The sequence below is a fragment of the Candidatus Sulfidibacterium hydrothermale genome (assembly GCF_020149915.1).
In the GTDB taxonomy this organism is placed as follows: domain Bacteria; phylum Bacteroidota; class Bacteroidia; order Bacteroidales; family F082; genus Sulfidibacterium; species Sulfidibacterium hydrothermale.
Genome location: NZ_CP083760.1, coordinates 1,473,272 through 1,489,477 on the forward strand (window position 1 = coordinate 1,473,272; position 16,206 = coordinate 1,489,477).

The following is a 16,206-nucleotide window of genomic DNA, read 5'->3' on the forward strand; positions in this document are numbered from 1 at the left end:
TTTGGGTTTGATTTCCAAAGACCGCTTTGTCCGAAAGACGGAAATACGAATGCCGTTCCCTGGAAAAGGTTCTTAAACAGACAAATATACATCTTCATCCGGATAAAACCGAATTTTTTGTGAAAAAATAACATGGACCATAAAAAATTTTGTGTTTGTAACCCCAATGATTAGCGTTCTGGGTTTTGCGTTTAGGCGTCTGGGATTTTTCCTGGGATTTGTTTTTTGCTTTTTGGGATTTCCAGCTTGGTCATTGGGAAACGATGAACGATAAATGTTGAGTGATGAATAGTGATTGGTGAATAATGAATGGTGATTGTTGATTTTCAGTATTTTAACCATGCTTTCACTGTCATCCTGAACGAAGTGAAGGATCTCAAAAGTAATTACAGTTGTTAAAAAAGATGTTTCACTACGTTCAACATGACAAAACAGTTAGTTTTGGCGTTTTGTATTTGGCGCTTGTGATTTTTTTGTGATTTGCTTTTTTGCTTTTTGGGATTTCCAGCTTGGTCATTGGTCATTCGGAATGATGAACGATAAGTGTAGAACGATAAATGATGAATGATAAACGGGATGAGATTTGTTACATTTCCTTGGAGCTCCTTTGTGATGTCCTTTGTGAGACTTTGTGGTAAAAAGAATCACTGGTCATTCGGAATGATGAACGATAAATGTTGAGTGATGAATAGTGATTGGTGAATAATGAATGGTGATTGTTGATTTTCAGTATCTTAACCATACTTTCGCTGTCGTCCTGAACGAAGTGAAGGATCTCTTGGGATGGAAGGATATGAGGATGGAAGATGTTTGAAGTTAAAAGTACTTAAAGTTAATAGATTCGTATCTCGGGTTTATAACTAATCCCGAAGGGATTAAACCAAAATAACCCTGTACGAAGTGCAGGGAAATAAACCCATCAGAGAATCATAACCCCGAAGGGGTTGAACACTGGCCTCTGAATAAATTCAGCGTCAATGGTAATAAGTCGTCCCTACGGGACTCCAATGCATCACATCTTATCGGTGCTTCGCGTTTAGGGTTTGGGATTTTTTGTCATTTGGTTTTTTGCCTTTTGGGATTTCCAGCTTGGTCATTGGGAAACGATGAACGATAAATGTTGAGTGATGAATAGTGATTGGTGAATAATGAATGGTGATTATTGATTTTCAGTATCTTAACTATACTTTCGCTGTCGTCCTGAACGAAGTGAAGGATCTCAAAAAACTGGCAGTAGTTAAAATAGATTCTTCGCTACGCTCAGAAGGACAAAAAAGCTGATTATTACTATTTTATTTGTTTTGTCATTTGGTTTTTTGCTTTTTGGGATTTCCCACTTTAGGCACTTTAAACTTTAGGCATTTGAAGTACTTAAAGTGTGAAGTTTGGAGTACTTAAAATAGTTGCTTCACTGTGTTCCGCAGGACAAATCAACTAATCTTCAACATCCTCCCATCCAAAATCAAACATCTCCATATTCCTTCATCGTCCGAGCGGAATCCCCCCGAAAAGGGCATCTGGTTTTTGCACGAAAACTATAACCGGTTTACCAGTTTCAGCAGGTTTTCAATGTCGGCATCAAATGTTTTGGCCAGTTCGGGCGGAAACTTCCCAAACCCGCTCATCCGTTTGGAAAAAGAGTCGTTTAATATTTCCCATGCCTTTGATTTCCGGGCATTCAGAAAATGACTTTCTACCAGTTCCTGTGGCGGAAGCTGGTATTTATCGGCCAGGCGGGCAATTTCTGCTTCCAGTGCATCCAGCACTTTCATGACTGATTCTTTTTTTGCCTCATCCAGGTCTTTGTCTACTTTTTGCATCCGCAGTTTTTTTTCGGATAACAATGTTTCCCGGATTTCTTCGGTCATTTTCTCCAATAAAAAAAGGGTAGAAGAGAAAGACCTCCGGTGATTGGCTGGCAAATCAATTTTGTCCATCTTTTTTCCTTTCTGTTTCAAAACCAAAATCGTGGCCTTTTTCAATTGCCGGAATTCCCTGTTTCATCCATTTAGGCTCGGGCGCACCTTTCAGGTAATAATCAAAAAACTGCTGAAAGCGGCGGGTCAGGTCTTTTTCGTCTGCACGGCGACTCAGATTGTGTGGCTGTCCGTTGTACACCAACATCCAAACCGGCTTGTTAAGCCGGCGCATGGCATTAAAAAGTTCGATGCCCTGATACCACGGCACGGCATTGTCTTTGTCGTTGTGCATAATGAGTAACGGCGTGTGAATACGCGGAACGAAAAACAGTGGTGAATTTTGCATATACAGCGGCAGTTTGTCCCATAGCGTTCCTCCGATACGGCTTTGGGTATGCTCGTACTGGAACTCACGGCTCATTCCTGATCCCCAGCGGATTCCGCCATAAGCTGAGGTCATGTTGCTGACGGGGGCTCCGGCTTCAGCACAACGGAATAAATCGGTTTGGGTAATGATATAAGCCGACTGGTAGCCGCCCCAGCTTTGTCCTTGCATTCCAATATGGTTTCTGTCAATGAACGGATAACGGCTGATCATGGCTTCTGTTCCGCTGACCACACAATTGTATGCACTGGCTCCCGGCCAGCCTACACGGTATTTAATGTCAGGAATGAAAATGACATACCCGTTGCTGGTGTAATAGCTAAAGTTGATCACCGAACGGATAGGACGGGGAGCATAGTAACGATGCAGCCGGTTGGAATACCGTTCGTAGAAGTAAACAATCATGGGGTATTTTTTCGCCGGGTCAAAGTTTCCGGGAGTGTATAAAAGTCCCTGCATGGTGTCGCCGTTAAAGGTGACCCATTGCACCAGTTTTACATTTCCCCATAAATAGTTTTTTTGTTGCAGATTGGCATGGGAAATTTGCCGGGCATCTGAAAAATTCAGGTTGCTGACATACAAATCGGGGTAAACCCGAAAGCTCTCTTTTCTCCAGATAATGACAGGTGCTTTTTTTGCTTTGATGGGGGTGCGGAAAGCATAATCTTCCAGAAGAAGTTTCCGGGGATTCCGATTTTTTATTTGTAGAGAATAAAACCCGGCTTTTTTGTTTTTCAGTTGAAAAGCGGAAAGCAGCATTTTGTCCGGTAAGGTCTGTGCTTCTTTGTCAAGTTTCACATACCGGAAACGCAAATCTTTTTTACGGCCCATGCCGGAAGTAAGATTGACCGGTTTTTGTTTTCCAGAAGGATCCAGTGACCACAAATCGTAGCGGTCGTATACCACAAAGCGGTTGTTTTTTGTCCATCCGGCCATTCCGTAAGGCGGGGCCATGTTTGGAACATCGTTCAATACATCGTAAAAGGCTACCGGAATTGTTTTGGTCAGATTGATGTTTTTTCCGGTTTTTACCGAATAAGCATACCAAGCGCTGTCCTGTACATTATACCAGGCCACGTATTGCTGATTTGGTGAAAGATAGGCGTTTCCTGACACTTTCCGGATGATGCGTTTTCTTTTCCCGGTTTCCCGGTTGATCAGGTAAACATCTTTATACCATTGTCCTGCCCATGAAGTCATCTTCAGATAGGGCCGATTGTCAAATCCCAGGCTGAGATTTCCTTTGGCTTTAGGATTGATCCGGACTTCCCGCAGCTGTGGTGTGGCCAATTGAACCAGACGGTTTTCTTTTGGAAAATAAACAGCGGTATAATTGCGCTTTTTCTCTTTTTTCAGTTCGACTTTTTGTTGCGGTTGTAGCAGGGTGTCATGGTAAGTCCAGATGTCGAGACTCACTTTTTCCAAAGGTGCCAGCGTGTCTTTCAGCGGAGGTAAAGGTTTGGGAGCTGTCCCAAAATAGAGTTCCGATCCGGCTTTGTTAAAGAAAATCTTTCCGTGTGTACTGATGGCCCATCCTTTTCGCAGGTTTTTAAAGTCAGTTCCTGAAACCAGGTTCTTCGTGTTTTTATCCAAATCGACATAATACAATCCGAAAGCTTTGTTGGGAACAGTGTCTGTTGAAAAAGTAAAAGCAGCCTGTTCTCCTTTTTCGTCCACGGCTACATTTTTTACCACAGCATTTCCGGTGAAAAGGGTATCGGTTTTTTTTGTTCCGGTGTGAAAAGCCAGAACAATAACCTGGTTTGTGGTGTCCGACGGGCGAACGGAAAACACGCAGCTTTTCCCATTTTGGGAAAATGCAAAGGTGGTTACATTACGAAAACCGGTGGAATCCATTGTCGCCGTGTTAAATAACAGAAGTACCCCTTTTTCTGTTTTCTCCGATGGCTTTTTCGTTTTCTTTTTCGGCGTATTGTCTTTTTTTTCTGATTTTTTGGGGTTGCTTTCTTTCATCAGAGCGGCAATCCAGGGAGAAGATTTTTCTGGAATGGCCACTTTCAGTATTTGCCCAAATTTTCTCCATTTTCCCGATTCGGTGTAGAAACAGGCCAATGAATCTTTGGGGAGTTTATCCTTTTTTACTTTTTGGCGTTCTAAGTGGAGAACCTGGGCAAAAGGAGCCTTAATCGTATAAACCAAAACTTTCCCATCCGGTGTAAAATGGGCCTTTCTTCCACGGGGCAGGGAGTCCAGTTGATGGGTTTTTACTTTATACAGGTATAACCAACCATCGCCTTCTTGCGGATTGACTTCATAGGATATGTAATTTCCATTATCTGAAATAATGGGATGCTGTAAATCTTTCCAATGGTCGTAAACAGAGTGATCTAACGGTTTTTTTTGTTGGGCCAGGAGAGTGGCCGCTACGAAAAAGGTGGCGAAAAAAAGAAAGAGCTGTTTCATATGTGGTTATGGGTTTAAAATTTCAAACGGAGACAAATGCCCTGCCAGGCCGGTTGATTCCGGACAGGAACAGGGTGATAAACCGGTGAAATATCTAACGAAAGATCGTCAGAAACATTCCAGTGGGAGAGATGGGCATCTACATTGGCATCAATTAGTTGTAACAAATACCAGGCGCCACCAATGATGTAAGACAATTGCATGTTGCGCCGGTAATAGTCACGGATATATTTTAGTGTTTCTTCTGAATATTTTTCAGCCAGCGGATTTTTACAATCAGGATCGGTTACTTTGCAGTTATAAGCATCCTTAAAGTCTTGGTAATACTGAGTATTGGTGACCACAAAATAACCGATAACGCCAAAACCGGTATATACAATGGGTAATTTCCAGTATTTATGGTTGTAAATTTGTCCTAGCCCGGGGACCAAAGCCATCAGGGTTGCTTTTTTTGGATCGCGCGGAAGCGGTTTCTTCTTCTTTTTTCTGTGCGTAGTCGTTTTTGTGGTTTTGTTTTGATGGGAAGTTTCCTGGGCTGTAACGGACTGTATTCCTCCTGCCCAAAAAAATAGCAGGATGAGAAAAAGGAAGATTGATGGTTTTTTCAATTCATTCACCGAATTATTTTTTTTCCAACGCAGAAACCACACGGGATAGCCCTTCATCATTTTTAAAAGAAATAACGAGTGTACCGGCGCCTTTAGTATTTCTTTTTAAACTCACTTTTGTTCCCAAAATATCGCTTAGCCGGCGTGTTATTTCCTTGTATTTTTCAGGTAGTTCCTGCTTCTTTTGTTTTTTTGATGGGGTTTCCCGGTGATTTATTTCCCGAACCATGTGTTCTACCTGCCGTACGCTGAGCCCTTCGTCCAAAACCAGCTTTAAAAGCCGGAGCTGAGTAGCTTCTTGTTCGATGGATAAAAGCGCACGCGCGTGTCCCATGGTGATGGTTCCATCGCGTAAAGCAATTTGTATTTCGGGCGGAAGTTTTAAAAGGCGCAAAAAATTGGTGATGGTGGTCCGGTTTTTCCCCACTTTTTCACTGAGCTGTTCTTGGGTGAGCTGACATTCTTCAATCAGTCGTTTGTAGCTGATGGCTACTTCGATGGCGTTTAAGTTCTGCCGGTGTATGTTTTCTATTAATGCCATTTCGAGCATCTGCTCGTCATTGGCTACCCGGATAAAAGCCGGAATGGTTTTTAATCCGGCCAGCCGTGAAGCTTTTAACCGGCGCTCACCGGCAATCAGCTGATAATGCTCGCGCCCCATTTTGCGTACGGTTACCGGTTGAATTACGCCCTGACTTTTGATGGATTCTGCCAGCTCTTGCAGCATGGTTTCGTCAAAATCGGTACGCGGCTGGAAAGGATTAGCCTCAATCTGGTCTAAATCGAGTTCGGCAATGGCTCCGGCTACATAGTTTCCTGATATGTCTTTGGATGTAATATCCGTTTCCGGGCTGCTCAATATCGCATCCAGTCCACGGCCTAACACCCGTTTTGTTGTTTTTTTAGTTGTCATCCGCCGTTTTTATTTGTTTATCGGAATTTTTCATTCCGGTCATTTCATTTTTTTGTAATAATTCTCTGGCTAGGTTCAAATAGTTGATGGCCCCTGTGCTTTGAGCATCGTGCATGATGATGGATTTCCCAAAACTCGGTGCTTCGCCAAGCCGGGTGTTCCGGTTGATGATGGTGTCGAAAACAAGATGTTGAAAATGGGTTTTTACTTCTTCGACTACCTGTTTTGAAAGGCGTAAGCGAATGTCGAACATGGTCAGTAAAATTCCTTCAATATCCAGGTCTTGATTTAAATTGCTCTGTACAATTTTGATGGTGTTTAGGAGTTTTCCCAGCCCTTCCAATGCAAAATATTCGCATTGTACCGGGATGATGACCGAGTCGGCAGCGGTAAGGGCGTTGATGGTGATTAATCCAAGCGAGGGGGAGCAGTCAATGATAATCATATCATAATTATCCTTGATTTTGTCGATGACCCGTTTCATTTTTTTCTCCCGGTTGGGTAGATTAATCATCTCAATTTCAGCGCCCACCAAATCGATATGTGAAGGGAGAAGGTCAAGATGGGGAGTGGATGTTTTCAGAATAACATTTTCAGGATTGACATCATCGATCATGCATTCGTAAATACTGGTTTGAATGCTTTTCGGGTCTATTCCGATTCCTGACGTGGCATTGGCCTGCGGATCGGCATCCACAAGCAATGTTTTATATTCTAAAACAGCCAAACTGGCAGCGAGACTAATAGCGGTAGTGGTTTTTCCTACTCCGCCCTTCTGATTGGTTATGGCAATAACTTTCCCCATAGTTTGTTTAGCTTACAAAAATACAACTTCCTTCTCTCTTTTTTCAACAAAACCGGTAATGCACTCACCTTCTCCACAGTAATTGTTTCCGGGAGTTCATGTTAAACACTGGTCTGATACGGGTTATTCGGATGACGGAGTTTCGTCGTCTTTCCCCAAATCGTCAAAACTCAGGTCGATTTCAGTCTCGACTTTTTCTTCTCTGGTTACCGTTTCTTCCGGAGCGGTTTCTTCTTCCGGAATTTCACCGGTTTCAATAAAACGAATGGCGGCATCCAACCCGTTTACGAACTTCTCAAAATCTTCACGATACAAAAATATTTTGTGCTTTTCGTAAAAGAATTTTCCCTGTTCATTCTGAAAGCGACGTTTGCTTTCAGTAATGGTCAGGTAATACTGGTTGTTGCGTGTAGCCTTTACATCGAAAAAGTAGGTTCTCTTTCCTGCTCTCACGGCCTTGGAAAAAATGTCTTCCCTTCGTTTCGGTTTTTCTTGTCCTTCCATGGGCATGCACTCTTTTTTTAAGGTTTCTTAACAATACAAAAATAAGAATTATCCGATAAATCAAAATCCTTTTGCTCCGAATGTTAATAAATTCACCAAAATGTTCATATGAATTTTTACTCTCTTATTTTTCAGTGTTTTGCAAAATCTTTAAAGGATGGCTTCTCCCAAAAGTTTTTATTTAGATTTATTCTACATTAATGAATTTTTCGTATTTTTGCCTCCTGAAAATCAAGCAGAAAAATTAACCGGGCTTACGGAACCCGGAAACAGAATATGGCAAAATTTGAAATTGTAATGCCCAAAATGGGCGAAGGGATTATTGAAGCAGCCATTACGAAATGGTTGAAAAGGGAAGGCGATCTTCTGGAAGAAGATGATGCCCTGGTGGAGATTGCCACCGACAAGGTCGATTCGGAAATTCCCAGTCCGACAGCGGGTAAGCTGACACAGATTCTTTTCGAAGAAGGAGCTGTTGTGCCGGTCGAAACAGTCATTGCTATTGTGGAAACCGAGGGGGAAGATGTACCGGAACCGGTTTCGGACGAAAGTAATGTGCCGGACAAGCCGGAAGAAGACAAGGAAACATCTGCCGGAAAAGAGAATGCCCGGAAATTATCAGAAAACCATCGTTTTTATTCGCCCCTGGTACGGAGCATGGCCCGAAATGAAAATATTTCGCCGGCGGAGTTAGATAATATTCCCGGAACGGGAAAAAATGGCCGGGTAACCAAAAGAGATGTGCTTGCTTATCTTGAAAACAGAAAAGGAACAACGGCAAACCGTAGCCGGAAAATTTCAGCAGATGTTCCGGAGACGACAGAAAAAGAAGAAAAGGTGATTTCGTCCCTTCCTTCGGTTAATACCGATTCCGGGGACCAAGTTGTGGAGATGGACCGTATGCGCCGGTTAATTGCGGATCATATGATTCAGTCTAAACGGATTTCGGCCCATGTGACTTCTTTTATTGATGTGGACGTCACTTCCATTGTAACCTGGCGAAACAAAGTGAAAAACGGTTTTTTGCAGCGTAATGGCGAGAAAATAACGTTTACTCCGGTTTTTATTGATGCGGTGGCCAAGGCATTGCATGAGTTTCCGCAAATCAATGCTTCGGTAGATGGGTATAAAGTGATTTACCGGAAAAACATCAATATTGGCATGGCTACGGCACTTCCCAACGGAAATCTGATTGTGCCTGTTATTAAAAATGTAAACGAAAAGAGTCTTTTAGGCATTGTAAAAGCGGTAAACAGCCTGGCTCAAAAGGCCCGCCAAAATGCGCTTGTTCCGGATGAAATTCAAGGGGGAACTTTCACGGTAACCAATTTTGGCTCTTTTGACAGTTTAACCGGAACGCCCATAATCAATCAGCCACAAGTGGCGATTCTTGGTGTCGGTGCTATCCGGAAAAAACCGGTGGTGCTGGAAACTTCGCAGGGAGATGTGATTGCCATCCGGCACATCATGATTCTTTCACTGGCTTATGATCATCGTATAGTAGATGGTGCACTTGGTGGCTTGTTTCTGAAGCGGTTGAAAGAAATTCTCGAAAACTGGGATGTAAACACAGAAATTTAATCCGGCATACTTTTTAACTCAACTTTTGCAGGTTTATTTTCTCAAAGGCAAGGTTGTAAGTTGTGGGTAGGCCTACCGAAACGGCGGGCCTGCCCGACTACGTCATTCAGGCGGGCTGGCGAGAGAGTGAATGCCGAAAAGTTTACAGCATCGTGCAAAAGTGCTTGCATTTCTCTTGTGTGAGCAAGAGACTCTTTTGCCGGAGATGTTGCTTTTCGGCAGAGTGGGAAGAAGCATTCGTTTCGGTGCGTCTTCTTTGGTTCCTTTCTTGACGAGACAAGAAAGGAACAGAAAACACTTCAAAAATTCTTTTTCACTTAAAGTAAAAAGCAATTTTACCTGGAATTAATGAATGTCATTAAAAAGTAAAATGATTACTACGATATCTGAATAAATAGAGCATAGAATATCAATAGATTCCGTTTTATTAAACTTTGCAAAGTTTTTGCGTTTAACATCTTATCAAGCTTGTAAAGGTTAAATTTTTAACAGAGAGCTGGGGTACTTTCTTTAAAAGGAAAAAGGAGAAGAACCGAATTCATTAGTTTTCCTATCTTTGCTGATTATGGTTTTGGCAGAGAATATTCATAAATCGTACGGTCAGGTAGAAGTCCTGAAAGGGGTTGACCTGCAGGTAAATGAGCAGGAGATTGTCTCCATTGCCGGTGCTTCCGGAGCAGGAAAATCCACTTTACTGCAGATCTTGGGAACCATTGAAAAACCGGACAAAGGAAACGTTTTACTTGACGGAGTCAATGTGAGTACCTTAAATGATAAAGCCTTGTCGAAATTCCGGAATGAAAAAATAGGCTTTGTCTTTCAGTTTCATCATTTGCTGCCGGAGTTTACTGCACTTGAAAACATTTGTATCCCGGGATTTATTGCCGGGAAAAGCCGGAAAGAAGCCGAAAAGAGAGCTTATGCTTTGCTGGATTTTATCGGGTTGAAAGAAAGAGCAGCGCATAAACCGGCTGAATTGTCTGGTGGTGAACAGCAGCGTGTTGCCGTTGCCCGTGCGCTGATGAATAATCCTTCGGTGGTGTTTGCCGATGAACCTTCCGGTAATCTTGATTCCAAAGCTTCTGAAGCTTTGCATGAGTTATTTTTTGACTTAAGAAAAAACTTCGGACAGACTTTTGTGATTGTTACCCATAACAAAGAACTGGCTGCCAAAGCCGACCGGCAATTTTTTATCCGGGACGGAATGATTACAAAATAAAATATTGAACCCTAAACAGCGTTACAGGAAAACCACGATAGATGAACCAAGCGATGAGCCGTAAGGGAAAGTTTTTTTATTCATTTTTGATTTTTATGCTGTGGGGATTCCTTCTTGCTCCGGCAGCGCATGCCCAGCAGGCAAAAAGTTACGAAGAAGCGATTGCTAAAGGAAACCAACTGCTGAAACAAAAAAAATATCTTGATGCCAAGGCTTATTTCCAGATGGCTTTGCGATACCGGCTGCACGACCCGTTGGCTACGAAAAAGATGAATGAAATCGTTCAGCATTTAAAAGCCGGTGAAAAAAAGGAAGAAGCGTATTACAATATTATTGACCAGGCCGATAACTATTATGATAAATCCATGTTGGATCTGGCTTTGAAGAGTTATCAAAAAGCATTATCTGTTATCCCTGATGATACTTATGCCCTGGGAAAAATAAAAGAAATACATAAGCAACAGATTTTGTTGAAAAAGAAACTTTTGCAATACAACCGGTATATCCGGAGCGGCGATTCTTTATTGGCTAAAAATCTTTTTCAGGAAGCAATTGCTACCTATGAGAAAGCTCAGAACTTGTTTCCGGCCAGACCTGTGGCATCCAATAAAATTATTTTGGCCCGGCAATGGCAAAGCCAATATATGAAACGGAAAAAAATTGCTGAACAGGAAATTAAAACAGCCAACCGTTATTTGTTAATCCGTCATTATGCTGATGCCTTGGCTCATTATAAAAAAGCCGATTCGTTAATGCCCGGGAATCCGGAGATTGCCCAGAAAATCCGGATTCTGGAGCCCAAAGCCCGGATGCAGAAAAAGTACAATCAGGTGGCTAATGAAGCCGACCGTCTTTATATGGCTAAAAATTACATGGCTGCACTCCAAAAATATCAGGAAGCACAGAAGCTATGGCCCGAAAACAGTTATCCATCGGAGATGATGGAAAAAGTAAAACAACAACTGGCGTTGCAACGTCAGCATCTCGAAAAGAATTACCAGACAGCCATCCGGCAGGCCGACAGCTTGTATGAACGTCAGGAAATGAAAAATGCCCGGGCTCAGTATAACCTGGCACTGAATCTAAAACCCAATGAAACCTATCCGGCCCAACGGTTAAAAGACATCAAACGCTGGTTTGTAAAACAGCAGCAATTGTTACAGGCAAATTACCAAAAGGTAATACGGGAAGCGGACAGCTTGTTTAATCACAAAGATTATCTTGCGGCCCGTGAGCGGTATGACGAAGCCCTGAAAACCCGGCCTGATGATCCGTATCCTGCCCGAAAGCTGAAAGAAATTGATGTGAAACTGGCTGCTTTGGCTAAAGAAAAAGAGAAAGAAGCAAAGTATCAGGCACTCATCGCCGAAGCACAAAAGCTTAAAGCTGCCGGCCACTTTGATTTGGCCATTCAAAAATATCGTCAGGCCCAGACCTTAAAAGGGTCTGATGCATTTAGCGAAGCGCAAATTGCTAAAATCAACCGTTTGTTGGCACAAATGCAGAAACAAAAGGAACTGGATGCGCAGTATGCGAAACAAATTATTCTGGGACAGAAACTGATGCAGCAAGAACAGCTGCAAGAAGCCAAAAAAGCTTTTCAGCAGGCGTTGGCTTTGAAACCTGACGAAAAAGTACCGGCCCAACAGATCCAAACCATCGACAGCCTGATTGCCGTTAAAATAAAAGCAGCACAAATTGAGAAAGCTTATCAGGCAGCTATGCGTGATGGAAAAAAGGAACTGCAACAAAAGAATTATGAAAAAGCCCTTGCCGATTTTCAGAGAGCACAAGCCTTGAAACCTGATGATGCGGTGGCCGGAAAAATGATACAAAGTGTGCAAACAACATTGGCAGCGATTGCCCGTGCCAAAGCATTGCAACAGGCTTATGCCGAAAGTACGGCCAAAGCCGATCAGCTTTTTAAGGAGAAAAAATATGAGCTGGCCAAAGCACAATATCAAAATAGTTTGACCATTAAACCGGACGAATCGTATCCGAAAAAACAAATTGCCGAAATCAATACGTTATTGATTCAGTTGGCCAAAGAACGAGACCAGCGTTATGCTGCAGCCCTTTCAAAAGCCGATAATTTATTTAACAGCCGGCATTACCGGAAAGCGTTGTTGCAATATCAGGAGGCAGCCAGCATTAAACCGGACGAGCCTTATCCCAATGAACAAATAACGGCTTGTAAAACCTACATTGCCCAGATTGTGGCTGAAGAAACGGCACGGTATCAACAGGCGGTTACGGAGGCCGACCGGTTGTATAAAGCCAAGATCTTCGACAAGGCCATTAAAGCCTATCATAAAGCAGAAAAAGCTAAACCGGATGAAACTTATCCGGCAGAGATGATCAAGAAAATTACCGATTATATTGAAAAAAATGCGATTGTTGATTTGATTCATCAAAAAACGCTGCTTCCGGCCGGAAAAACAGAAATGCTTCATTTTAAAGTGCTTCCGGTGAACGTGCGGAAAAGTAACTACATCTACATCCGGGCCCGCAATGTGAGTGGAAAACCGTTTCGAATGATTGTTACTTACGGAAAAGACAAAACCAAGAACGGTGGTTTCTTTGTTCAGGTTCCTCCCGGAAAGGATGTGCAGGATTTCATCATTCGTGTAGGCGTACAGTACAAATGGTTCTCGGATGATAACAACTGGATTGGAATCTACCCGGAAAATCAGCCGGTTGAAATAGAATTGGTGCGGATTTCCAAAAGCGATTAAACCGTAGTGAAATCAGCTTTTATTCTCTCTCTTTCAATAAGGCATACAGTTCGCTTAATATCATGGCGGTAGCTCCCCAAACAATTTTATTATTCAGTAAAAAACAGGGAACCAGTACTGGTTTTCCTGTCCGGTGCCAGATGGTTCTTTGGGTTTGGTTTTCCGGGTTCATCAAATCATCAAGACGGATTTCCAGTACCTCTTTTGTTTCGGTTTGATCGGCCTGTAAAGGGGGGCGGTTGTTACAATATCCCACAAATGGATAGACGTCAAAATGGCTGGGAGGGATGTAAACCGGAGTGAGCTGGCCTGCGATGGTTACTTTTTCCGGATCAATATTTATTTCTTCCTGTGCTTCGCGTAAGGCGGTGGTTTGCAGGTCTTTGTCGCTAGAAACATATTGGCCGCCCGGAAAGGCAATCTGTCCACTGTGTACGCCGTTGTAAATGGCTCTTTCGATTAATACAAAACGGATTTCATCATTAACAGGATAAAACAGAATCAAAACAGCACTTAATTTGGCTTTTTCGGGAATCTTATTTTCCTGAAAAGCCTTTTCGCGCGTAGGAGGAACCATGGGCTCTTGTGCGTCTCTTCCAGGTAACGGCATCATCAGCCGTTGTTTTAGCTGTTGGGTGAAATGCTGAAATTTATTCATCTTTTTTATTTACTTTCTGAGGTAAGTATTCAGTGTCAATATTTTGCATGGCATGAAAGATATTGGCGTCGGCTTTTGGATGAATTTCCCGCAGGGATTGGAGTAATTGTCGGGCTGTGGTACGTTTGGTCTGGTCGGCATACGGACACTCATTGATTAGTGTCGGAAACTGCTTGATAGCCGCATATTGCCGGGTGTCATTGTCTGTTAATAAAAGCAGTGGACGTATGAGTTCCATTCTTCCGTTAAACATGCGCAGTTTTGCCGGGAGTGATGAGATGTGCCCGTGGTAAGCCATGTTAATCAGCAGGGTTTCTACTGCATCGTCGCGGTGGTGCCCCAGTGCCAGCTTTTGGAAATTATTGTCTTTGGCAAATTCGAATAATGTTTTACGGCGATGCCATGAACAGACAAAACAAGGGGCTTTTTTTCCTCGGTCTTCAATGTGGGCACGGACCGTGACAAAGTGTAAAGGGACCTGTAGCTGACCGGTCCATTCTGTCAGCCAATTTTTATCCACTTGATAAGGAACATCTTCTACTTCGATGTGGATGGCCTCCAGATGAAAGGAAACCCGGTTAAATTTCCGGTACTCGGCAAGTGCATCCAGCATGACCAGCGAATCTTTTCCTCCGCTGATAGCAGCCAAAACCCGGTCGCCATCCTGTAGCAATGAGAATTCATCAATGGCTTTGGCCACAAAATTCTTAACGTGTTCGATCTGCCGTTTTTGCCAGTATCCCGGTTTTTCATTCATGCTCATGGGATGCAAAAGTACACGAAAAAATTAGCCGGGAAAAGTGACCCTTGCCGGATGTACAACTATCGAAAATTTGAATCGATCCACGGAATCAACGGAGAACGGTAGAAGTTGACATAGAGCATGTCCAGACGAAGTGCCTGGGCACCAAGCCGCATGCGGTAATTATTCCAGTTTCTTAAACTGTCGGGAGTCCAGCCGATTTCGGCATGGCCGATCAGTCGCGGAAAAGCCATGTATTCAATGTCCTGTAGATTGGTGACGGTTTCGCTCCATAAAGGCGATTCAATCCCGGCGATATCTTTTTTTGAGATTCCCGGTATCAGGGTGTCGGGCTCCCAGTTATAAGCTTTCTTTACATTGACGTATCCGGCCCAGTGCAGCCCGAGTTTAGTTTGTTTATTGTATTTCATATCAAGATAACAGCGTCCGCCGGGAGAGAGAATGACTTTGGCTCCTTTTTTTACAGCCATTTGGACATTTTTTTTATTGGCCCAGAATTGTACCATGGTTCCGGGTTGTAAAGGCGTTTGGGCAATTTCATCCCAGCCAATGACTTTTTTGTGATGGGCAGCCACAATTTTCTGTACCTTTTCAATAAAAGGCAGGTAATCTTTTTTTGGGGTAGCATGTGATTCATCACCACCAATGTGGAACCACGGACCGGGAGAGATGGCGGCAATTTCACCAACCACATCATTAATAAATTTATAGGTAATGGGTTTGTGTGTGCATAGCGTACTGAATCCTACCTGGATGCCAGTGAAAAGTTTTTTCTTTTTATTGTTACAGTTCAACGTGTCGTACGAAGCCAAAGCCGCATGAATATGTCCGGGCATATCAATTTCGGGAACAATGGTGATGTAACGTTTGGCTGCATATCGTACCAGTTCTTTAAATTCTTTCTGAGTATAATACCCGCCTTTTCCGCCTCCTACTTCGGTGGAGCCGCCAATCTTGGTCAGATTGGGCCACGATTTGATCTGGATGCGCCATCCCTGGTCGTCCGAAAGATGAAGATGCAAAACGTTGAGTTTGTACAAGGTCATTAAATCCATATATTTTTCTACCGTTTTTACATCAAAAAAATGACGGGCTACATCCAGCATAGCGCCCCGGTAAGCGTAAGTGGGGTAGTCCGTAATTTTTACGGTTGGGATGTTCCACGGTCCGCTTTGTAACAGGCGTTTTTCAACCTGGGCAGGCATCAGTTGCCGTAAAGTTTGTATTCCTCTGAAAACCCCCTCCGGCGTATTGCCGGTAAGGTAAATTTTCTTTTTGGTTACGATAAGTTCATATCCTTCTTTTCCCAGTATTTTGTTCTTTTTTGATATGTCGAGATAGAGATAGATACATTTTCCGGAAGGTTTTCCTTTGAGTGCTATCACAGGAACCGGATAACCGGTTGATGGTCGTAAAAGCCGGGCAAGAAATTGTGCTGGATCCTTTAATCCGGGTTGCTTTTCCGGATAAAAAATGGATGTGTTGTAGTCAATGGTAAAATCTTTGCCGGTATATTGTACAGAAACCGGAAGAGGAATCAAACTGGTGGGATTCAGGGTAATGTCTTTCGATGGGGTCCATGCCAGCAGCGTTCCTGCCAGGAGTAAAATAATAACGGCTGTGAATTTGGGGATACCTGTTCTTTTCATGGGTTTCATTTTTCCCCAAAATTAAAAACTTTTGTTCGACTGG

Annotated in this window: 12 protein-coding genes; 3 read left to right on the plus strand and 9 right to left on the minus strand. The window is 43.0% G+C overall.

Annotated features, from left to right (window positions below):
- Window positions 1–1,535 precede the first annotated feature (1,535 nt).
- The 6 genes from LA303_RS05745 to LA303_RS05770 form a co-directional block, all read right to left on the minus strand.
- Window positions 1,536–1,937: a hypothetical protein gene (locus LA303_RS05745; RefSeq protein ID WP_240526969.1), complete on the minus strand. Its 402-nt coding sequence runs from the start codon at window positions 1,935–1,937 to the stop codon at window positions 1,536–1,538.
- The gene (locus LA303_RS05750; protein WP_240526970.1) at window positions 1,924–4,728 is read right to left on the minus strand and encodes a S9 family peptidase; all 2,805 of its coding nucleotides are present in this window, start codon (window positions 4,726–4,728) and stop codon (window positions 1,924–1,926) included. The genes LA303_RS05745 and LA303_RS05750 overlap by 14 nt, the downstream gene beginning before the upstream one ends.
- 14 nt (window positions 4,729–4,742) lie before the next feature.
- Window positions 4,743–5,345, minus strand: coding sequence for a DUF5683 domain-containing protein (locus LA303_RS05755; RefSeq protein ID WP_240526971.1), 603 nt, complete (start codon window positions 5,343–5,345; stop codon window positions 4,743–4,745).
- Between the two features lie 4 nt (window positions 5,346–5,349).
- Window positions 5,350–6,249, minus strand: coding sequence for a ParB/RepB/Spo0J family partition protein (locus LA303_RS05760; RefSeq protein ID WP_240526972.1), 900 nt, complete (start codon window positions 6,247–6,249; stop codon window positions 5,350–5,352).
- Entirely contained in the window at window positions 6,239–7,054 is an 816-nt protein-coding gene (locus tag LA303_RS05765; RefSeq protein ID WP_240526973.1) for a ParA family protein, read from the minus strand. The genes LA303_RS05760 and LA303_RS05765 overlap by 11 nt, the downstream gene beginning before the upstream one ends.
- A 123-nt stretch (window positions 7,055–7,177) precedes the next feature.
- Entirely contained in the window at window positions 7,178–7,558 is a 381-nt protein-coding gene (locus LA303_RS05770) for a DUF3276 family protein (protein WP_240526974.1), read from the minus strand.
- A gap of 276 nt (window positions 7,559–7,834) precedes the next feature.
- On the opposite strand from LA303_RS05770, the gene LA303_RS05775 reads away from it, so the two are divergent.
- The 3 genes from LA303_RS05775 (at window position 7,835) to LA303_RS05785 (ending at window position 13,093) form a co-directional block, all read left to right on the plus strand.
- Window positions 7,835–9,139: a dihydrolipoamide acetyltransferase family protein gene (locus tag LA303_RS05775; RefSeq protein ID WP_240526975.1), complete on the plus strand. Its 1,305-nt coding sequence runs from the start codon at window positions 7,835–7,837 to the stop codon at window positions 9,137–9,139.
- A 565-nt stretch (window positions 9,140–9,704) separates the two neighbouring features.
- The gene (locus tag LA303_RS05780; RefSeq protein WP_240526976.1) at window positions 9,705–10,358 is read left to right on the plus strand and encodes an ABC transporter ATP-binding protein; all 654 of its coding nucleotides are present in this window, start codon (window positions 9,705–9,707) and stop codon (window positions 10,356–10,358) included.
- Window positions 10,359–10,399: 41 nt separating this feature from the next.
- A complete protein-coding gene (locus tag LA303_RS05785) occupies window positions 10,400–13,093 on the plus strand; it encodes a hypothetical protein (protein WP_240526977.1) in 2,694 nt (897 codons plus the stop codon).
- A gap of 19 nt (window positions 13,094–13,112) precedes the next feature.
- Here LA303_RS05785 and LA303_RS05790 read toward each other — a convergent pair whose 3' ends face one another.
- The 3 genes from LA303_RS05790 to LA303_RS05800 all read right to left on the minus strand — a co-directional run bounded on the left by LA303_RS05790 (window position 13,113) and on the right by LA303_RS05800 (window position 16,163).
- Complete coding sequence (locus tag LA303_RS05790; RefSeq protein WP_240526978.1) at window positions 13,113–13,751, minus strand: NUDIX hydrolase; 639 nt, start codon at window positions 13,749–13,751, stop codon at window positions 13,113–13,115.
- On the minus strand, window positions 13,744–14,508 hold the full coding sequence (locus tag LA303_RS05795) for a tRNA lysidine(34) synthetase (protein ID WP_240526979.1): 765 nt from the start codon (window positions 14,506–14,508) through the stop codon (window positions 13,744–13,746). Before LA303_RS05795 ends, LA303_RS05790 begins: the two co-directional genes overlap by 8 nt.
- Window positions 14,509–14,573: 65 nt before the next feature.
- Window positions 14,574–16,163, minus strand: a complete 1,590-nt coding sequence (locus LA303_RS05800) for a beta-N-acetylhexosaminidase (protein ID WP_240526980.1) — start codon at window positions 16,161–16,163, stop codon at window positions 14,574–14,576.
- Between the last annotated feature and the right edge of the window lie 43 nt (window positions 16,164–16,206).